13 protein-coding genes and 1 pseudogene are annotated in these 19103 nt (G+C 71.7%); 9 read left to right on the plus strand and 5 right to left on the minus strand.

Annotation, left to right across the window (positions count from 1 at the left end):
• Positions 1-134: 134 nt before the first annotated feature.
• The gene (locus ACFW5B_RS03535; protein WP_386432589.1) at positions 135-3071 is read right to left on the minus strand and encodes a BTAD domain-containing putative transcriptional regulator; all 2937 of its coding nucleotides are present in this window, start codon (positions 3069-3071) and stop codon (positions 135-137) included.
• A gap of 257 nt (positions 3072-3328) precedes the next feature.
• On the opposite strand from ACFW5B_RS03535, the gene ACFW5B_RS03540 reads away from it, so the two are divergent.
• The 6 genes from ACFW5B_RS03540 to ACFW5B_RS03565 all read left to right on the plus strand — a co-directional run bounded on the left by ACFW5B_RS03540 (position 3329) and on the right by ACFW5B_RS03565 (position 11370).
• Positions 3329-4546: an amidohydrolase family protein gene (locus ACFW5B_RS03540; RefSeq protein ID WP_386432592.1), complete on the plus strand. Its 1218-nt coding sequence runs from the start codon at positions 3329-3331 to the stop codon at positions 4544-4546.
• Between the two features lie 174 nt (positions 4547-4720).
• Positions 4721-5632, plus strand: a complete 912-nt coding sequence (locus ACFW5B_RS03545) for an LLM class F420-dependent oxidoreductase (RefSeq protein ID WP_386433216.1) — start codon at positions 4721-4723, stop codon at positions 5630-5632.
• A 182-nt stretch (positions 5633-5814) separates the two neighbouring features.
• Positions 5815-6600 (plus strand): SDR family NAD(P)-dependent oxidoreductase, encoded by a 786-nt coding sequence (locus ACFW5B_RS03550; RefSeq protein WP_386432594.1) that lies wholly within the window; start codon positions 5815-5817, stop codon positions 6598-6600.
• Positions 6601-6738: 138 nt separating this feature from the next.
• Positions 6739-7863 (plus strand): LLM class flavin-dependent oxidoreductase, encoded by a 1125-nt coding sequence (locus ACFW5B_RS03555; protein WP_386432597.1) that lies wholly within the window; start codon positions 6739-6741, stop codon positions 7861-7863.
• 143 nt (positions 7864-8006) lie between these two features.
• A complete protein-coding gene (locus ACFW5B_RS03560; RefSeq protein WP_386432600.1) occupies positions 8007-9746 on the plus strand; it encodes an amidohydrolase family protein in 1740 nt (579 codons plus the stop codon).
• Between the two features lie 130 nt (positions 9747-9876).
• A complete protein-coding gene (locus ACFW5B_RS03565; protein ID WP_386432603.1) occupies positions 9877-11370 on the plus strand; it encodes an aldehyde dehydrogenase family protein in 1494 nt (497 codons plus the stop codon).
• Positions 11371-11420: 50 nt separating this feature from the next.
• Here ACFW5B_RS03565 and ACFW5B_RS03570 read toward each other — a convergent pair whose 3' ends face one another.
• The gene (locus ACFW5B_RS03570; protein WP_386432605.1) at positions 11421-12941 is read right to left on the minus strand and encodes a CehA/McbA family metallohydrolase; all 1521 of its coding nucleotides are present in this window, start codon (positions 12939-12941) and stop codon (positions 11421-11423) included.
• A 172-nt stretch (positions 12942-13113) separates the two neighbouring features.
• Here ACFW5B_RS03570 and ACFW5B_RS03575 point away from each other — a divergent pair, with 172 nt between their 5' ends.
• The 3 genes from ACFW5B_RS03575 to ACFW5B_RS03585 all read left to right on the plus strand — a co-directional run bounded on the left by ACFW5B_RS03575 (position 13114) and on the right by ACFW5B_RS03585 (position 17441).
• Positions 13114-13938, plus strand: a complete 825-nt coding sequence (locus ACFW5B_RS03575; RefSeq protein ID WP_386432608.1) for a TIGR03619 family F420-dependent LLM class oxidoreductase — start codon at positions 13114-13116, stop codon at positions 13936-13938.
• 322 nt (positions 13939-14260) lie between these two features.
• Positions 14261-14659 (plus strand): VOC family protein, encoded by a 399-nt coding sequence (locus ACFW5B_RS03580; protein ID WP_386432611.1) that lies wholly within the window; start codon positions 14261-14263, stop codon positions 14657-14659.
• Positions 14660-14894: 235 nt separating this feature from the next.
• Positions 14895-17441 carry a bifunctional FO biosynthesis protein CofGH gene (locus ACFW5B_RS03585; RefSeq protein ID WP_386433219.1) on the plus strand — a complete coding sequence of 849 codons (2547 nt, stop codon included), beginning with the start codon at positions 14895-14897 and terminating at the stop codon, positions 17439-17441.
• Positions 17442-18117: 676 nt separating this feature from the next.
• Here the strand turns inward: ACFW5B_RS03585 and ACFW5B_RS03590 are convergent.
• From ACFW5B_RS03590 to ACFW5B_RS03600, 3 genes and pseudogenes are all read right to left on the minus strand, one after another.
• The gene (locus ACFW5B_RS03590) at positions 18118-18381 is read right to left on the minus strand and encodes a hypothetical protein (RefSeq protein ID WP_386432614.1); all 264 of its coding nucleotides are present in this window, start codon (positions 18379-18381) and stop codon (positions 18118-18120) included.
• 147 nt (positions 18382-18528) lie between these two features.
• Positions 18529-18851: pseudogene (locus ACFW5B_RS03595) on the minus strand (D-2-hydroxyacid dehydrogenase family protein); the annotation flags it as partial.
• A 6-nt stretch (positions 18852-18857) separates the two neighbouring features.
• The gene (locus tag ACFW5B_RS03600) at positions 18858-19043 is read right to left on the minus strand and encodes a hypothetical protein (protein ID WP_386432617.1); all 186 of its coding nucleotides are present in this window, start codon (positions 19041-19043) and stop codon (positions 18858-18860) included.
• Positions 19044-19103: the final 60 nt, after the last annotated feature.

The raw sequence follows: 19103 nt of genomic DNA on the forward strand, positions 1-19103 counted from the left end.
GCGGTGGGGCCTAGCTGCCGAGCCGCTTGCCCCCCGAGGCGGCGGATCGGCAATAGAGAGACTGGCCGGTCGCGATGAACGATCGATAAACGTCCTGCTTTACCGCCCTGACCAGCGGATTCACGCCCGTGGCGTCATGCCGCCCGCGCCAGTCCGAGCAGGGACCGCACCTGTTTGCCCTCCGGCGAACCCAGCCGTTCGTATATGGGCAGTGCTTCCTGCCAGCACACCCGTGCGCGGCCGGTGTGCCCGATCTCATGGAGAGCGCGTCCCAGCAGTGTCAGGGCATTGGCGCGCCACCACTCACCGCCCACGCCGCGCAGCGCTTTGAGGGCCTGTTCGGCATGGTTCGCGGCCGCCGTCGGGCAGTGGTCACCGAGCTCGATCTCGCCCAGCCGGAAGTACGTCATCCCCTCCCAGAAGCGCTGGCGGTTGTCCTGGAAGATGACCAGCGCCTCGGTGAGTTGCTGGGTGGCGTCGGTCAGCCGCCCGGCGCGTGTGAAGGCCAGGCCGAGGGTGTACATGCCGTTGGCCAGCCGTCGTGTGGCGCCGAGTTGACGGTAGATGCCGATGCCCTCCTCGGCGAGGCGGATGGCACTGTCCAGCCGTCCGGTCTCCAGGTGCACCCGCGCGAGGTTGCACAACGCGCTGGCCTCGGACTGCTGGTTGTGGTCGTCGCGGAAGGCGATGCGCGCCTGGCTCAGATACGGCTCGGCGTCGTCGTACCGCTGCTGGATGCTGGCGATGATGCCGCGGTCGTTGGGCGCGTTCGACGAGGAGAAGGCGTCCTCGGTGGCCAGCCCCAGCAGCATGGCCGACTGGGCGTGTGCGTCCGCCTCGTCGAGCCGCCCGGCCAGGGTGTGCACGTTCGTCAGTGAGGTGTGCAGCCGGGCCTCCGCGCGCTGGTCGCCGATGTCGCGTGCGGCGGCCAGCAGGGCCATGTTGGCCTGCTCGTACTGATGCGAGTCCGCGCTGGACTCGGCGAGGTCCAGGGTGAGCAGAAGCAGGTCGACGGCCCGTCGCAGCGTGCTCGCGGTGGCCGATTGCTGGGCGCACGCGAGGAGGCAGCGCGACTCCCCGAACAGCCACTTCAGCGCTTCGGGGCGGTCAGCGAACTCCAGGCCCGGGTAGCTGGTGGGCTCCATGTGGTCGACGAGACGGTCGCCCGGACGCTCCAGTGCGTACATGTGCGCGGCCGTCGCCAGGTAGAAGTCGAGCAGCCGTGAGAGGGCCGCCTCCCGGTCGGACGGCGGGTGTTCGTCCCGCTCCGCACAGGCCCGAGCGTACAGCCGTACGAGGTCGTGGAACCGGTAGCGTCCGGGCGCGGCGGATTCCAGGAGGCTGGCGTCGACGAGGGATTCGATGAGGTCTTCGGCGGCGTCGATGTCGAGATCGAGCAGCGCCGCGGCCGCGGCCAGCGAAATATCCGGGCCGTCCGCCAGGCCCAGCAGCCGGAAAGCCCGCGCCTGCTGTGGTTCCAACTGGCCGTAGCCCAGTTCGAAGGTGGCCTTGACGGCCAGGTCCCCGGCGCGGAGCTCGTCCAGACGGCGGCGTTCGTCGGCGAGTTTGCGGGCCAGGGTGGAGACCGTCCAGGTGCGGCGGGCGGCCAGACGGGAGGCGGCGATGCGGATGGCCAGGGGCAGAAAGCCGCAGGCGCCGACGACGGCCATGGCGGCCTGGCGTTCAGAGGTGACGCGTTCCTCGCCGACGATGCGGGTGAAGAGGGCCAGCGCCTCCTCGGGGCTCATCACGTCGAGGTCGATCAGGTGCGCGCCGGCCAGGTCGATCATGCGGGCGCGGCTGGTGATGAGGGCGGCGCACCCTTCCGTGCCGGGCAGCAATGGCCGGATCTGTGCGGCGTCGCGGGCATTGTCCAACAGGGCCAGGATGCGACGGCCGGCCAGGGTGGAGCGGTAGAGGGCGGCGCGCTCCTCCAGGCCGTCGGGGATGGAGGACTCCTGGGTGCCCAGCGACCGCAGGAAGGAGCCGAGGACGGCCTCGGGCTCGGAGGGCGTGAGGCCCGCGCCCTGGAGATCGACGTAGAGCTGCCCGTCGGGGAAGTGCTCGCGGGCGGCGTGGGCGACATGGACGGCAAGCGTGGTCTTGCCGACGCCGCCGATGCCCGTGAGGGCGGAGACCGCCATCACGCTGCCTTCGGCGGTGGCGAGTTGCTCGCCGAGTTCGGTGACGAAGGCGGCACGGCCGGTGAAGTCGGCGACGGTGGCGGGGAGCTGCTGGGGCCGTACGCCGAGCCGGTCGGCGGTATCCGGGCCGTCGATGACGGTGGGGGGCGCGTCCAGCTCGGTGTCCGCCCGCAGAATCCGCTGCTGGAGTTCGGACAGCGAGGCGCAGGGGTCGACGCCCAGCTCGTCAGCGAGCAGCTTGCGCGTATCGGCGTAGACCGCGAGCGCCTCGGCCTGCCGTCCGCTGCGGTACAGGGCCAGCATGAGCAGTTCGCGCAGCCGCTCGCGCAACGGGTAGGCGGCGGTGACGGCGGTCAGTTCGGAGACGGCCTCGGCGTGGCACCCCAGTTCCAGCTCCAGTTCGAAGCGGGTTTCCAGAAGGGACAGCCGCCACTCGTCGAGCCGGGTGCGCTGGTTGTCGGCGTACGGGCCCGCGAGACCGGCCAGCGGCTCGCCGTCCCACAGCGTCAGGGCCTTGTCGAGGAGTTCACGGGCGCGGCCGCGGTCGCCGGCCGCCTTGGCCTTCTCCGCTTCGGCCGCGTACTGCTCGGCGTGGTCGTGGTCGAGGTCCAGGGGGCGGCCGTCCACCGGGCGGATCGCATAGCCGCCGGACTCGCTGACCAGGGCCTCGGCGTCGTCGCCCAGTGCCTTGCGGAGCCGGGAGGCGTAGGTGCGCAGCGCGGCGAGCGCGGCATGTGGCGGCTCATCACCCCAGAGGGCGTCGACGAGTTCGGGCGCCGTGGCGGTGCGCCCGCCGCGCAGCAGCAGCGCAGCCAGCAGTGCCCGCTGCTGCGGGGAGCCCGCTGCCAGCGGTGTCGCGCCGCGCCAGGCCCGTACGGGACCGAGCACGGTGAAGCGGAGCCGCTCCCGCCCCGGACCGTCGTCCATGGTGCCCCCCTGCCGTGTGTGCATCTGTTCGCGCTGTGCGCACTACCTCGCTGTGCGCAACGGCCAGTCTGCCTTGTCGCGGCGGCTTACGTCAGTAGGGGTCCGGACCGTGCACAAAGCCTCCTCGGCTGATGGGTGACGGAGACGGGGTGGCGCACGTCGGGGGCGCGGAGGCGAGTCTTCCGCGCGCCCCCTCGGCGGCAGATCTGCCGTCGGCATAGCTGACGCTCCGTCAGATCAGCGCTACCGTATCCGCCATGGAGACCTTCCCGAAGATCATCTCGGTGGACGACCACACGGTGGAGCCCCCCAACGTCTGGCGGGACCGGCTCCCGTCGAAGTACCGCGACACCGGGCCGCGCATCGTCCGGGCGCCCGTCAAGGAAATGACGTTCGTGGGTGGAAAATTCGCCCCGAAGATGGGGGCCGTGGGTGACGGCGGGCCGATAGCCGACTGGTGGGTCTATGAAGATCTGCACCGGCCGCTGACCCGTCTCGACACGGCCGTCGGCTACTCCCGGGACGAGATCCGGCTCGAAGGGATCACCTACGAGCAGATGCGTCCGGGCTCCTTCAGCGTGCCCGAGCGCCTGGCCGACATGGACCGCAACCATGTGCAGTCCGCGCTCTGTTTCCCCACCTTTCCCCGTTTCTGCGGCCAGACGTTCACCGAGGCCAAGGACCGGGAGCTGGGGCTGCTGGGGGTGCGTGCCTACAACGACTGGATGGTGGAGGAGTGGTGCGGCCCGCAGGCGGAGGGGCGGCTGATTCCGCTGGCCCTGATCCCCCTGTGGGACGCCGAGCTGGCCGCCGCGGAAGTACGGCGCAACGCGGCCCGCGGCGTCCGGGCCGTCTGCTTCAGCGAGATCCCGCCCCATCTGGGGCTGCCCAGCATCCACACCGACTACTGGGACCCCTTCCTGCGGGCCTGCGACGAGACCGGCACGGTCGTCGCCATGCACATCGGCTCGTCCAGCAAGATGCCCTCGACCAGCGCGGACGCCCCGCCCGCTGTCGGGTCCACGATCACCTTCGCCAACTGCTGCTTCTCGATGGTCGACTGGCTGATGAGCGGCGCGTTCGACCGCTTCCCCCACCTGAAGATCATGTACGCCGAGGGGCAGATCGGCTGGATTCCGTACGTCCTCGAACGTGCGGACGTGGTCTGGGAGGAGAACCGCGGCTGGGGCGGCGTCGCCGACAAGGTCCGCCGCCCCCCGTCCGAGCTGTTCACCGAGCACATCTACGGCTGCTTCTTCGACGACGCCTTCGGCCTGCGGAATCTGGACGCGATCGGCGTGGGGAACGTGCTGTACGAGACGGACTACCCGCATTCGGACTCGACCTGGCCGAAGTCGCGGGAGGTCGGTGAGGCGCAGATGGGCCATCTGGCGCCGGATGTGGTGGAGCGGATCGTCCGGGGGAACGCGATCTCGCTGCTGGGGCTGACGGCGGAGGGGCTCTGGGCGGGGTGAGCGGGGCGGCCGGCGCGAGAGGGGTGAGCCGGGCGCCCAAGGCGAGTGGGGCGGCCGGGACCGATGGTGGGGCGGACGTGGCGGGAGGGGCCGGTGGACGGCGTGCTGGGTGGGGTGGGTGGCGGAGTGCGTGACGGGGTGTGGCGGCCGGAGGACGGGCGGCTGGTGTACGGCATGCAGTTGCCGGTGCAGTCGCAGAGCACGCTCTTCGCGGAGTGCTGGGAGGCCGCCGCCGGGCCCGGTGACCTGGTCGAGGTCGCGCGGGTGGCGGACCGGTGCGGGTTCGCGTACGTCGCCTGCTGCGAGCATCTGGCGATTCCGCGGCGGCTGGCCGAGGCGATGAGCACCGTCTGGTACGACCCGGTGGCGACGCTGGCGCACCTGGCGGCGGTCACCGAGCGGGTCCGGCTGCTGAGCCATGTCGCGGTGGCCGGGCTGCGGCATCCGCTGATCACGGCCAAGCAGTACGCGACGCTGGACCGGCTCTCCGGCGGGCGGCTGATCCTCGGGGTGGGCGCCGGGCATGTCCCGGAGGAGTTCGAGGTGCTCGGGGTGGACTTCGGGCGGCGCGGGGCGGTGCTCGACGAGACCGTGGACGCGCTGAAGGCGGCGCTGGGGCCCGAGGAGTTCCCGGAATTCGCGGGGGAGCGGTTCGCGTTCGAGGGGCTGGGGCAGGCGCCGCGGCCGGTGCAGACCCCGCGGCCGCCGATCTGGGTGGGCGGTTCCTCGCCGGCCGCCGTGCGCCGGGCCGCCGAGCGGGGCGACGGCTGGCTCCCGCAGGGCGACCGGCGCGACCAGCTGCCCGGACAGATCACCCGGCTACGGCTGCTGAGGGAAGCGGCCGGCGTCGAGGAGCCGTTCGTGATCGGCACCATCGCCGAGCCGCTGTACGTCGGCGAACCGGGGTGGGCGGTCGGCCGGCGGACGCTGTCCGGCACGGCGGAGCGGATCGCGGAATCCCTGCGGGAGTACCGCGCGATGGGTGTGCAGCAGATCCAGGTGCGGTTCCGCAGCCGGAGCCGCGGTGAACTGACGGACCAGATGACGGCATTCGGGGCGGAGGTCGCGCCGTTGCTCAACGGCTGACGGCTGACGGCTGACGGCTGACGGCTGACGGCTGACGGCTGACGGGTGGCCAGTGGCCAGTGGCGGTTCACGGCCGATGGTCGATGGCCGATGGATGGCGGCTGAACCGCCGCACGGCCGGCTGCACGGCCGGCGGGTGCAGGCGACGGCGGACACGTACGCACCAGCGGAGGAGTTCAGACATGGGCAAGCTCGACGGGCGGGTCGTCATCGTCACGGGTGCGGCGCGCGGGCAGGGGGAGCAGGAGGCGCGGCTGTTCGCCGCGGAGGGGGCGCGGGTGGTGCTCGGGGACGTGCTCGACGCGCAGGGCGGCGCGCTCGCCGCGGAGTTGGGGGAAGACGCGGCACGGTACGTCCATCTGGATGTGACGCGGGAGGCCGACTGGCAGGCCGCGGTCGCCGCCGCCACGGACGCCTTCGGCAAGATCGATGGGCTGGTGAACAACGCCGGGATACTGCGCTTCAACGAGCTGGTCTCGACTCCGCTGGACGAGTTCCAGCAGGTCGTGCAGGTCAATCAGGTCGGCTGCTTCCTCGGCATCCGGACCGTCGCGCCCGAGATCGAGGCGGCCGGCGGCGGCACGATCGTCAACACCGCCTCGTACACCGCGCTGACGGGGATGGCCTTCGTCGGCGCGTACGCCGCGACCAAGCACGCGGTCCTCGGGCTGACCCGGGTCGCCGCGGTGGAGCTGGCGGCCAGGAAGATCCGGGTCAACGCGGTGTGCCCGGGGGCGGTGGACACCCCGATGACCAACCCGGCCGCGCTCGACCCGGACGTCGATCCGGCCGAGTCGAAGCGGGCCGTGGACGAGCTCTACCGGAAGCTGGTGCCGCTGGGGCGGATCGGGCGGCCGGAGGAGGTCGCCAGGCTGGCGCTCTTCCTGTCGTGCGAGGACTCGTCGTACATCACCGGGCAGCCGTTCGTCGTCGACGGCGGATGGCTGGCGGGGGTCAGCGTTCTCTGACGGGGCGTCAGTCAGGTGCGGTGGCGGCTATTGACGCTCTCCGTGCGTGGTGGAACAGTTCGGCACATCGAATCTGACGGTGCGTCAGATAGCCGTCGGATATTCCGTCGGATACGGCCACAGGGACGGTGAACCTCCGTGGAATTCGGGCTCTTTGTACAGGGGTATGTGGGCAAGCGGGCCGAGACCGACCCGCTCGCGGAGCACAAGGCGCTGATGGAGGAGACCGAGTACGTCATCCAGGCGGACAAGTCCGGCTTCAAGTACGCCTGGGCGTCGGAGCACCACTTCCTGGAGGAGTACTCGCACCTCTCCGCCAATGACGTCTTCCTCGGCTATCTGGCCCATGCGACCGAGCGGATCCATCTGGGATCCGGGATCTTCAACCCGCTCGCCCAGGTCAACCACCCGGTGAAGGTCGCCGAGAAGGTCGCGATGCTCGACCATCTCAGCGAGGGCCGCTTCGAATTCGGCAGCGGGCGGGGCGCCGGCTCGCACGAGATCCTGGGGTTCCTGCCGGGCATCACCGACATGAACCACACCAAGGAGATCTGGGAAGAGACCATCGCCGAGTTCCCGAAGATGTGGCTCCAGGAGGAGTACCCCGGGTTCCAGGGCAAACACTGGCAGCTGCCGCCGCGCAAGATCTTTCCCAAGCCGTACGGGTCCTCGCACCCGGCGATGTGGTACGCGGCCGGGTCACCTTCCTCGTACGCCATGGCGGCCAAGAAGGGCCTCGGCGTCCTCGGCTTCAGCGTGCAGAAGGTCTCCGACATGGAGTGGGTGCTGGAGCAGTACAAGACGGCGATCCGGGACGCCGAGCCGGTCGGTGACTTCGTCAACGACAACGTGATGGTGACGTCGACGGCGATCTGCGCCGAGACGCACGAGAAGGCGGTGGAGATCGCCGTCAACGGCGGGCTCAACTACCTCCAGTCGCTGGTCTTCCGCTACCACGACACCTTCCCGCGGCCCGACGGCATACCGGAGTGGCCCGAGCTGCTGCCCGACTACACCGCCGAGATCATCGAGCTGTTGATCGCCGAGGAGCTGATGATCTGCGGCGACCCGGACGAGGTGCTCGGGCAGTGCAGGCGCTGGGAGCGGGCCGGCGCCGACCAGCTGACCTTCGGGCTGCCGATCGGGATCTCGTACGAGGACACCATGAACACGGTCAAGCTCATCGGTGAGCAGGTGATCCCGGAGATCGACACCGATCCGGTGCACCGCACGACCCGGTTCCGGAAGGCCACGGGGAGCTGAAGCACGACCCGGTTCCGGCAGGTCCTGCGCGGCCGACCGGTGCACGATCCGGTTCCGGCAGGTCACGAGCGGCCGGCCGGTGCACGGTCCGGCTCCCGCAGTCACGAGCAGCTGAACTCCGCCGAGGGGAAGGGGCGCACCCCATGCTCGACCACCTGATCAAGGGCGCGACCGTTGTGGACGGCACGGGCACGCCCTCGTACACCGCCGATGTCGGCATCCGCGACGGCCGGATCGCCGTCGTCGCACCGCCCGGCACCGTCACCGAGGAGGCGAGGGCCGGCGAGGACGCGACCGGGCTCGTTCTCGCCCCCGGTTTCGTCGATCCGCACACCCACTACGACGCCCAGCTCTTCTGGGACCCGTACGCGACCCCCTCGCTCAACCACGGTGTGACGACCGTGGCGGGCGGCAACTGCGGTTTCACGCTCGCCCCGTTGAACCCGGCGCGGCCCGCCGACGCCGACTACACCCGCCGGATGATGTCCAAGGTTGAGGGCATGTCCCTGGTGGCGCTCGAAGAGGGGGCGCCCTGGTCGTGGAGCTCGTTCGGCGAGTATCTCGACGCCCTGGAGGGGCGGATCGCCGTCAACGCGGGCTTCATGGTGGGGCATTGCGCACTGCGCCGGCACGTCATGGGCGAGGACGCCGTCGGCGGGCAGCCGACGCCCGCGCAGCTGGAGCAGATGCTGGCGCTCTTCCACGAGGCGATGGAGGCCGGGGCGTGGGGCTTCTCCACCACCCAGTCCACCACCCACTCCGACGGGGACGGCCGGCCGGTCGCCTCCCGGCACGCCGCGCCCGCGGAACTGCTCGCGCTGTCACGGGCCGTCGCCGAGCACGAGGGCACCCAGATCGAGGCGATCGTGTCCGGCTGCCTCGACCGCTTCAGCGACGCCGAGATCGAGCTGCTCGCCGGGATGAGCGCGGCGGCCGGGCGCCCGCTGAACTGGAATGTGCTGACCATCGACGCGGCGGTGCCCGAGCGGGTGCCGCGGCAGCTGCTCGCCGCCGCACGGGCCCGGGAGGCGGGCGGCCGGATCGTCGCCCTGACGATGCCGATCCTCACCCCCATGAACATGTCCCTGGGCACCTTCTGCGCCCTGAACCTGATCCCCGGATGGGGCGACATCCTGGGCCTGCCGGTCCCGGAGCGGATCGCGAAGCTCCGCGACCCCGGCGTCCGGGCCGAGATGCTGCGGCGCGCGGGCAGCGAGGAGGCGGGCGTCTTCCGGCGGCTCACCCACTTCGGCCGGTATGTCATCGGGGACACCTACTCCGCGGCGAACGAGGGCCTGACCGGCCGCGTCGTACGGGACATCGCGGCCGAGCGCGGCCAGGAGCCCTTCGAGTGCCTGGTCGAGATCTGCGCCAACGACGCACTGCGCACCGTCCTGTGGCCGATGCCCACCGACAACGACCCGGACTCCTGGGCGCTGCGCGCCGAGACCTGGCAGCACGAGGACGTGCTGCTCGGCGGGTCGGACGCGGGGGCGCACCTGGACCGGATGTGCGGCGCCCCGTACACCACGCGCTTTCTCGGCGACTGTCTGCGGGGCCGGAAGCTGGTGGGTCTGGAGCAGGCCGTGAAGATGCTCACCGACGACCCCGCGCAGCTCTTCGGGCTGCGGGAGCGGGGCCGTATCGAGGAGGGCTGGCACGCCGACCTCGTCCTCTTCGACCCGGAACGCATCGACGCGGGCAAGGCCACCCTCGTCCACGATCTGCCCGGCGACAGCCCGCGGCTGGATTCCCGGGCGATCGGCATCAACGCGGTGTGGGTCAACGGGGTCGAGACGATCCGCGAGGACGTCGTGACCGGCGCCGTACCGGGGACGGTACTGCGGTCCGGGCGGGACACGAGGACGGTGAGTACGAAGTGAGGGGTGTGGGGCTGGGGTTGGGAGCTCTGCGCCGCGTCGGCTGGGGTGCGGGCGATCTGCGGCTCGTGGGGCGGGACGAAGGCGGCTCGTGGCGCGTGATGCCGGCCGGTGCCGTGGCGGTGAGTGCCAAGTGACGGCTCCGGAGCGGCTGTTCATCGGTGGGGAGTGGGTCGAGCCCGACGGGGGCCACTACGAGGTCATCGACCCGGCGACGGAGGAGGTCGTCGGGCTCGCGCCCGAAGCGAGCCGGGAGCAGGTGCACCAGGCGGCGGCCGCGGCCGGCGGGGCCTTCCCCGCCTGGTCCCGTACTTCGCCGCAGCGGCGCGCCGCGGTCCTCGACCGGGCCGCTGAGGTGCTGCAGCGGGACTTCGCGGCGCACGCCGAACTGGCGCAGGCGGAGAGCGGCGCGACGACCGGCACGGCGCGCGGTATGCAGGTCGCGGTGGGGGTGGCGCGCTTCCGGCGGTATGCCAAGGGGGCGCTGGAACCCGTGGAGCAGGCGCTGCCGCCGCAGATCAACGAAGCCGGGCGTGGGGGTACCTCCCATGCCCTTAAGGCAATGGGGGAGGGCCGGGCGGGCGTGCTCGGTGCCCTGGCGGTACGGCAGCCGGTCGGCGTCGTCACCTGCATCACCTCGTACAACAACCCGTGGGCCAACCCGGCGGGCAAGATCGCACCGGCCCTGGCGATGGGCAACACCGTCGTGGTGAAGCCCGCCCCGCAGGACCCGCTGTCGGTGTACCGAATGGCGGCGGCGCTGGCCGAGGCCGGGGCGCCGCCCGGTGTCGTGAACGTCGTCAGCGGGGCCTCCCCGGCGGTCGGCGCGGCGGCCGTGGACGCGCCGGAGGTGGACATGGTGAGCTTCACCGGCTCGACGGCCGTCGGGCAGCGCATCGCCGAGGTGTGCGGCCGCGGCATGAAACGCCAGCTCATGGAGCTGGGCGGGAAGGGTGCCGCGCTCGTCTTCGACGACGCGGACCTGGACTCGGCAGTGGCCGGCATCGGCACCACATACTCCTTCTACAGCGGGCAGATCTGCACGGCGCCGACGCGGGTGATCGCGCAGCGCAGGGTGTACGAGGCGCTCGTGGAGCGGCTGACGCGGTACCTGGAGCGGCTGCCGGTCGGCGATCCCCGCGCGCCGGGGACGGTGGTCGGTCCGGTGATCTCGGCCGCGCACCGCGACCGGATCGAGTCGTATGTGGCGCTGGGCAGAAAGGAGGGCGCCCGGGTCGTGGCGGGAGGCGAACGGCCGTCCGCTCCGGAGCGCGGCTTCTATGTCGCACCGACGCTGCTGGCCGACTGCACCCCGGGCATGCGGGTCGTACGGGAGGAGATCTTCGGTCCGGTCGTGGTGGTCCTGCCCTTCGACGAAGAGGACGAGGGGATCGCCCTCGCCAACGACAGCGACTACGGGCTGATCGACTACGTCTGGTCCGGCGACATCGCCCGCGCCTTCCGGGTGGCCCGGCGGCTGCGGGCCGGCGGGGTCGGGGTGAACACCGTCGGCCGGAACATGGAAGCGCCGTTCGGCGGCTTCAAGCAGAGCGGCGTGGGCCGCGACGTGGGCTCGTACGCACTGCATGCCTACAGCGAGCTGCAGTCGATCGTCTGGCCGGGGTGAGGCAGGGAGCTCGGGGTTGAGGGCGGGACGCGGAGCACCCCGCGCCCGGCTCAGCCCCGGCGGCCCAGGAAGACCGGATTGGTCATCGCGGCCATCGGTCCCGGCAGGCCCGGTGTCGTCGGGGGGTGGCGGACTTCCGCGCGTATGTAGGCGGCGTGATCGGGCGTGGTCTGCCAGCTGACGGTGCCTTCGCCCGAGGGCGGCAGCGGGGTGGAGTACAGCCGCCCCTGGTCGGTGACGAAGGAGACCGTGCAGCCGGGGACGCCGGAGACCGTCAGCCGTGCGCTGACCTTCGCCGTACGGGAGACCGCCAGGCGCTCGCCGATTCCGGTGTGTTCGCCCCGCTCACCGGTGACGGAGAGCGCCAGGTCGACCTTCGACGACTCGGCGATCCAGACCCGGCCGGCCCGGACGCCGTCCAGCAGGGCCCGGCGCGAGAGATCGTCGGCGAGCACCACGGTCTGCGGCAGGCCGACGACATCGGGGTCGCGATGCGCATCGCTGTGGCCCACCGCCGGCAGCCAGTCCGCTCGGCCCTGGGAGTGGGCGACCAGGGTGTTGTCCCACTCGGCGAGGGTGACTTCGTCATCGGGGGTGTACGGGCCGTTCCACACCTCCACCGCATCGGCGTCGTTCAGCCCGAACTTCCAGTTGCAGCCGATGCAGGTGGCGTGCGGATGCGCGGGGATGACCAGGCCGCCGGCCCGCCGGATGGCGCGCGCGTACTTCCCGAAGGCGTTGTCGCGGGCCCGGTAGCGCCAGTCGATGAAGGCCTCGGGGTCGGTGCCCATCGCCAGCACGTGACCGTTACGGGTGGTGACCTCCTCGCCGGTGAGGATCAGCAGGTCATCGCCCCACAGGCCGTCCCAGGCGCGGTGCGCGGAGGTGGTGTTGTGCTCGGAGGTGGTGAGGAAGTCCAGTCCGGCGGCGCGGGCCAGCGCGGCGATCTCGGCGGGGGTGCGTCCGCCGTCGGAGTGGACGGAGTGCAGATGGCTGTCGCCGCGGTACCAGGCACGGCCCCGGCCCCGGGCGCGCTCGGGCGGATGGACGGGCGGCGGGGTGCGCCCCTGGGGGCCGTGCGTCAGGGTGACGGTGACCTCGTAGGACAGCCCTTGCGGGGCGATCGTGTACGGGCCGAGGGCGATGTGCCAGGTGCCGGCGTTGACGGGGCCGGGGAGATAGCCGGGGGTGGCCTCGTCGGCGCGCAGGAAGAACTCCGCACGGGCCCCGCCCGACCAGCCGCGGAATCCGGCGCCGCCGAGGTCCGTGCCCCGTTCGTCGAAGATGCCGATGTCACAGGCGTTCCCGGCGGTGCCCTCGGGGACGGTGGGCTTGTCGTAGCGGTAGGACACGGCGATCTCGCGTACCCCGCGCGGTACTTCGACCGGCAGGTACACGAAGTCGGGCGCGCCCGCGGGCAGATGGCCGGTGACGCGCCGGGTCTGCTCGCCCGGTCCGCCTCCGGTCCGCCCGCCCCCGGGCACCGCCTCGGCGAAGCTCACACGTCCGAGCGTAAGCGTGCCCGTCGCGCCCGCAACCGCCGAAAGTCTCAGAACATCGCGTCGTTCCATCCCCGCCCCCGCGCCGTGTCATGTCCGGTTCGTACTGCCCCGCGGCCGGCTCGTTGCGCCGCGTGAAAACTGTTGTACGCGGGTGCGACACCGAGCGAAAGGGCTGTGGATAACCGTCGGGCGGTGAGGCACCATGCGGTCACGCACACGCCCGACGCGGAGGTGTCCCAGCATGCGGATCGCGACCACGATCTTCCTGACCGACGAGACGATCCGGCCGGACCGGCTGGGCCACGAGCTGGAACAACGCGGATTCGACGGCCTCTATCTCCCGGAGCACACCCATATCCCGGTCAGCCGCGACACCCCCGCCCCGATGGGCGATCCGCTGCCCCGCGAATACGGCCGGACCCTCGACCCCTTCATCGCGCTCGGCCAGGCCGCCGCGGTCACCGAGCGGCTCGTCCTCGGCACCGGCATCACCCTGGTCGCCCAGCACGATCCGGTCGGCCTCGCCAAGCAGATCGCGACTCTCGATTTTCTCTCCGGGGGCCGCTTCACCCTCGGCGTCGGCTACGGCTGGAACGTCGAGGAGGCCGCCGACCACGGGGTGGAGTGGTCGACCCGGCGGGAGCTGACCCGGGACCGGGTGGCGCTGATGCGCGCCCTGTGGGCCGACGAACCGACCGCGTACAAGGGCGCATTCGGGTCGGTGCGGGCGTCCTTCGCGCACCCCAAGCCGGTCAACGGCGCGCCGCGCATCCTCCTGGGCGGCGCGGCCGGGCCCACGTTCTTCGGGCAGATCGCGGCGTACGCGGACGGGTGGCTGCCGATCGGCGGGCGGGGTCTGTCGGAGGCCGTGCCGGCGCTGCGGCAGGCGTGGACGGACGCCGGGCGCACCGGCGAGCCCGTGGTGGTGCCGTACGCGGTCCGCCCGTCACCCGGGAAGCTGGCGCACTACCGCGAGCTGGGCCTGCGCGAGGTGGTGCTGCAACTGCCGCCCGCGGGCGAGGCGGAGGTACTGCGGACGCTGGACGACTACGCGCAGTATCTGTGACACGCAGTGCCGGTGACGCACGGCAGCGCGCCGTACCGGCTGGGTGACCGCGCCCGGCCGGTGGCCCGTCGGCCCGGGGAGGGCGGCCGCACCGGACCTGCCCTAGGTCCACCGGCGTAAGGCCGCCCGCGTCCGGTCCGGTACCGGAGACCGATTCGCGCGCACCCCCTCCGGCCGTAGCGTCGAAGGTGAGGACCCGTTGAGCCACCCGCACTCAGGGGTTCAAGGAATTCGGTCCACGGCCCAAAGAGCAACGGTCCGGACGATCCCGCGGATCGGGGGACCACGCCGGTCACGGGACCCACGAGATCAAGGAGACCCCATGCCTCGCCTCGACCACACGATCGTGCACAGCACCGACCGTTTCGCCTCCGCCCGGTTCCTGGCCGATCTGCTCGGCGTGCCCGAGCCCAAGGCGTTCGGCCCGTTCGCCGCCCTCAAGCTGGAGAACGGGGTGACCCTCGACTACGCCGAGCATGTCGCGCGCGGTGAATTCGTCCCGACGCACTATGCGTTCCTGGTGACCGAGGACGAGTTCGACGAGATCTTCGGCCGTATCCAGGAGCGCGGGCTCTCCTATTGGGCCGACCCGATGCAGGCCAAGCCCCAGGAGATCAACACCCGGGACGGCGGCCGCGGTGTCTACATCCTCGACCCCGACGGCCACTACATGGAGTTCCTGACAAAGACGTACTCCGAGGATCTGCCGGCCGGTCTGTAAGCGTGCCGTGCGCCGCCGCCGGGAAGTGCCCTCTCCGTGCCCTGACGGAACCTCCGTCCGCAGTGATCAGAGGCACATCAACGGCCTCTTCTCGGGCGGCGGGGCTGTCGGTGGGCGCTCGTATCCTCGGAGGATGACTTCCAGCGCGCAGGGACCTGACCAGGCATCCGACCGAGGGACCGACCGCGGGACGCACACCGGGCCGGCCGCCCCGGCCCGGCCCACCGCGAACGCGATGCGGCGCGCGCTCAAGCGGGCCCGCGACGGTGTCGCGCTGGACGCCGGCGAGGCCGCGGTGCTGCTCCAGGCGCGCGGCGCGGACCTCCGCGATCTGTGCGCCTCCGCGGCCCGGGTGCGGGACGCCGGACTGGAGTCCGCGGGCCGCCCGGGGGTCATCACGTACTCGCGCGGGGTCTTCATCCCCCTGACGCGCCTGTGCCGGGACAAGTGCCACTACTGCACCTTCGTCACCGTCCCCGGCAAGCTGCGCCGGGACGGCCACGGAATGTTCCTGTCGCCCGACGAGGTGCTGGACATCGCCCGCCGCGGCGCCGAAATGGGCTGCAAGGAAGCCCTGTTCACCCTGGGGGACAAGCCGGAGGACCGCTGGCCCGAGGCCCGCGAGTGGCTGGAGGCGCACGGCTACGACGACACGCTCTCGTACGTCCGCGCCATGGCCATCCGCGTCCTGGAGGAGACCGGTCTGCTGCCGCACCTCAACCCCGGGGTGCTGTCCTGGACGGACTTCCAGCGGCTCAAGCCCGTCGCCCCGTCCCTGGGGATGATGCTGGAGACGACCGCCGAGCGGCTGTGGAGCGAGCCCGGCGGCCCGCACCACGGCTCACCCGACAAGGAACCGGCCGTCCGGCTGCGGGTCCTGGAGGACGCCGGCCGCTCCAACGTCCCCTTCACCACCGGGCTGCTCATCGGCATCGGCGAGACGTACGAGGAGCGCGCCGAGTCCTTGTTCGCGCTGCGCCGTATCCAGCGCGCCTACCACGGCATCCAGGAACTGATCATGCAGAACTTCCGCGCCAAGCCGGACACGGCGATGCGCGGCATGCCGGACGCCGAACTGGAGGAGCTGGCCGCGACGATCGCGGTGGCCCGGCACATCATGGGCCCCTCGACGCGCATCCAGGCGCCGCCCAATCTGGTCGACGGCGAATTCCGGCTCCTCATCGACGCCGGGATCGACGACTGGGGCGGCGTCTCCCCGCTGACCCGCGACCATGTGAACCCCGAGCGCCCCTGGCCGCAGATCGACGAGCTGGCCGAGCGCTGTGCCGCGGCCGGCTTCGAGCTGCGTGAACGGCTCCCCATTTACCCGGAGTTCCTCCTGCGCGGCGAGCCCTGGCTGGACCCCCGCCTGCTGCCGCACGTCCGCGCCCTCGCCGACCCGGAGACGGGCCTGGCCGTCGAGGACGCCCCCGTGGTGGGCCGCCCCTGGCAGGAGCCCGACGAGGGCTTCACGATGAGCTCCTCGGGCCGTACGGACCTGCACCACACCATCGACACCGAGGGCCGCACCTCCGACCGCCGCGACGACTTCGACGAGGTCTACGGCGACTGGGAGGCGCTGCGCGAAGCCGCGGCCTCCGGGATGGCGCCGGAGCGCATCGACTCCGACGTACGCCAGGCCCTGGCGCAGGCCGCCGACGACCCCACCCGGCTCACCGACGCGCAGGCCCTGGCGCTGCTGCACGCCGACGGGCCCGCGCTGGACACGCTCTGCACCCTCGCCGACGAGCTGCGCCGCGACACCGTGGGCGACGACGTCACCTACATCGTCACCAGGAACATCAACTTCACCAACGTCTGCTACACCGGCTGCCGCTTCTGCGCGTTCGCCCAGCGCCGCACGGACGCCGACGCCTACACCCTCTCGCTCTCCCAGGTCGCCGACCGTGCCCAACAGGCATGGGACGTGGGCGCGGTGGAGGTCTGCATGCAGGGCGGCATCCACCCCGACCTGCCCGGCACCGCCTACTTCGACATCGCGCGCGCCGTCAAGGAACGCGTCCCCGGCATGCATGTGCACGCCTTCTCACCCATGGAGGTCGTCAACGGCGCGACGCGCACCGGGCTGTCCCTCCGCGAGTGGCTCAGCGAGGCCAAGGCCGCCGGTCTGGACAGCATCCCCGGCACCGCCGCCGAGATCCTCGACGACGAGGTCCGCTGGGTCCTCACCAAGGGCAAGCTGCCCACCGCCACCTGGGTCGAGGTCGTCAAGACCGCCCACGAGCTGGGCATCCGCTCGTCCTCGACGATGATGTACGGCCATGTCGACCAGCCCCGCCACTGGCTCGGCCACCTCCGCCTGCTCGCCGAGATCCAGCAGGAGACCGGCGGCTTCACGGAGTTCGTCACCCTCCCCTTCATCCACACCAACGCCCCCGTCTACCTCGCCGGTATCGCCCGCCCCGGCCCCACCACCCGTGACAACCGCGCGGTGACGGCCATGGCCAGGGTGCTGCTGCACCCGCACATCACCAACATCCAGACCAGCTGGGTCAAGCTCGGCGCGGACGGCGCCGCCGAGATGCTCCGCTCCGGCGCCAACGACCTGGGCGGCACCCTGATGGAGGAGACCATCTCCCGTATGGCGGGGTCGAGTTACGGCTCCTATCGCTCCATCCAGGACCTCGTCGCCATCGCCGACCGGGCCGGCCGTCCCGCCCGCCCCCGCACCACGACCTACGCCGCGGTCACCGAGGAACGCCGGTCCGCCGCCCTCGCCTCGGACGGCCATCTCCCCGAGCTCCTCCCGGTCGTCGAGTAACCGCCCGACACCGACGCCCGCGGTTATCCACAGCCCCGCACCCGCCATTCCGCCGGCGGCTAGCCTGCAAAGGCAGGCCGGAAGAGCCGGCACCGCGGCAACGGCGGGGCGGAGGGGGCGGTCATGACGGCGGAATGCGGCGGTGTGGTCGGTGACCCAGTCGCGGTAGGTGCGGGCCGTGGTGCCCGTGACGGTCTCGATGGTGCGGGTCGTGGCGGGGAGTGGGGCCGCGAGCATCTCGGCGTAGCCGTCGAGCAGAGCGTCCACGAACGCGTCGGGGAAGCCGTCGTCGGCCAGGAGTTGTTGCCGGGCCGCTTCCCGGGGCAGTTCCTCCCAGCGGACGGGGCGGCCCAGCACCTCGCCGATGGTGCGTACCTGCTCTGCCTGCGTGAGGACTTCCGGGCCGGTCAGCGGGTAGGCCTCGCCGCCGTGACCGTCCTCGGTCAGCGCCCGTACGGCCACGGCCGCGAGGTCCGCCTCGTGCACCGGCGCCATGGGCACCGCCCCGTTCCGAGGACCTTTGCCGCTATCTCACCGAACAGGTCGCGGCGCTCGACGGGGTGCGTTCCATGGAGACGGCACCGGTGATCCGCACCCTCAAGCGGAGCGGAGCCCCCCTCCCCGCCGGCCGCTGAGCCGGCGCCCGGGCCGGAGCCGGGACCGCGCCCGCGGCCGCTCAGTCCCCCGCTCCCCCTTCGTACTCCGCCTCGTGCTGCAGGATGCACTGCTGCCACTGCGACAGGGCCTCCTCGCGGTCGCCTCCGCTGTCCTGGGCGGCGACGATCAGCGCGTCGGCGGCCATGGCGGCGAGTCGTACGGCGATATGGCAGACATCGCTCTGGGGGAGCGGACGGAGGAGTTCCACCGCGCCGTCGCTGTCACCGGAGAGCGCGGAGGCGACGACCGCCATGGTGGTGCGATCCCACTCGTACTCGGACATGGGAAGAGCATGCCCAACGGGCGCCGCCGCCATCATCGAACGGACGAGCGCCGAGGTGGGGGCGGAAGGGGCAGGAGGGGAGGCGGAGGCGGGAACGACGGGGGCCGGTCCCACGTCCGGATGACCGGTGCCGGCTCAGTTCAGTTGACGGATCGCGGCGCTCTCGGTGGCGACGTTGCGGGCCAGGCCCAGGAACAGCGCCCAGGCCAGTTCGACGGGCGGCTCGGTGTTGCGTGCCGTGCCGCAGACGGTGACGCCGTGGGGCGCGGCGGCCGCCAGATCGATGGCGGTATCGCGCCTACCGGAGGTGATGAGAAGCCGCAGGTGCGGCAGCCGGGCGAGGAGCGAGGCGGGAACGGGGTGCGCTCACGCATCGCCACGACGATCTCGCAGTCGCCGATCGCCGCGACCGCCTCGTCCTCGGAGTGGACGGGCTGTCGCAGCGTACGGACGTCCACGGTGTCCGCCAGGACGGATCAGTCGGCCAGGGAGAGGGCGACGTCCCGGTCGTCGAGTACGGCGCAGCGCGAACGCGGAGTCATGGGGATTCTCCCGAAGATGTGGAGGAGTTGTGGGGGTGCGCGGGGGAGGGTGGAGGGTGTGCAGGGGTGGGTGGTGCCCGGGACGCCCACCCCGATACCCATCGGGACGGGACCGGCCAAAAGCCTCCTTGTGAATGACTGGTCGCAATACCCTCCTGGCCAAAAATTGATCATTCCTGG

Source organism: Streptomyces sp. NPDC058773, from assembly GCF_042746015.1.
In the GTDB taxonomy this organism is placed as follows: Bacteria; Actinomycetota; Actinomycetes; order Streptomycetales; family Streptomycetaceae; genus Streptomyces.

What these genes read in the sequence shown, in the direction of transcription:
- ACFW5B_RS03535 (WP_386432589.1), bottom strand. Translation starts at nt 3,071, where the DNA reads ATGGACGACGGTCCGGGGCGGGAGCGGCTCCGCTTCACCGTGCTCGGT.
- ACFW5B_RS03540 (WP_386432592.1), top strand. Translation starts at nt 3,329, where the DNA reads ATGGAGACCTTCCCGAAGATCATCTCGGTGGACGACCACACGGTGGAG.
- ACFW5B_RS03545 (WP_386433216.1), top strand. Translation starts at nt 4,721, where the DNA reads ATGCAGTTGCCGGTGCAGTCGCAGAGCACGCTCTTCGCGGAGTGCTGG.
- ACFW5B_RS03550 (WP_386432594.1), top strand. Translation starts at nt 5,815, where the DNA reads ATGGGCAAGCTCGACGGGCGGGTCGTCATCGTCACGGGTGCGGCGCGC.
- ACFW5B_RS03560 (WP_386432600.1), top strand. Translation starts at nt 8,007, where the DNA reads ATGCTCGACCACCTGATCAAGGGCGCGACCGTTGTGGACGGCACGGGC.
- ACFW5B_RS03570 (WP_386432605.1), bottom strand. Translation starts at nt 12,941, where the DNA reads ATGGAACGACGCGATGTTCTGAGACTTTCGGCGGTTGCGGGCGCGACG.
- ACFW5B_RS03575 (WP_386432608.1), top strand. Translation starts at nt 13,114, where the DNA reads ATGCGGATCGCGACCACGATCTTCCTGACCGACGAGACGATCCGGCCG.
- ACFW5B_RS03580 (WP_386432611.1), top strand. Translation starts at nt 14,261, where the DNA reads ATGCCTCGCCTCGACCACACGATCGTGCACAGCACCGACCGTTTCGCC.
- ACFW5B_RS03585 (WP_386433219.1), top strand. Translation starts at nt 14,895, where the DNA reads ATGCGGCGCGCGCTCAAGCGGGCCCGCGACGGTGTCGCGCTGGACGCC.
- ACFW5B_RS03590 (WP_386432614.1), bottom strand. Translation starts at nt 18,381, where the DNA reads ATGTCCGAGTACGAGTGGGATCGCACCACCATGGCGGTCGTCGCCTCC.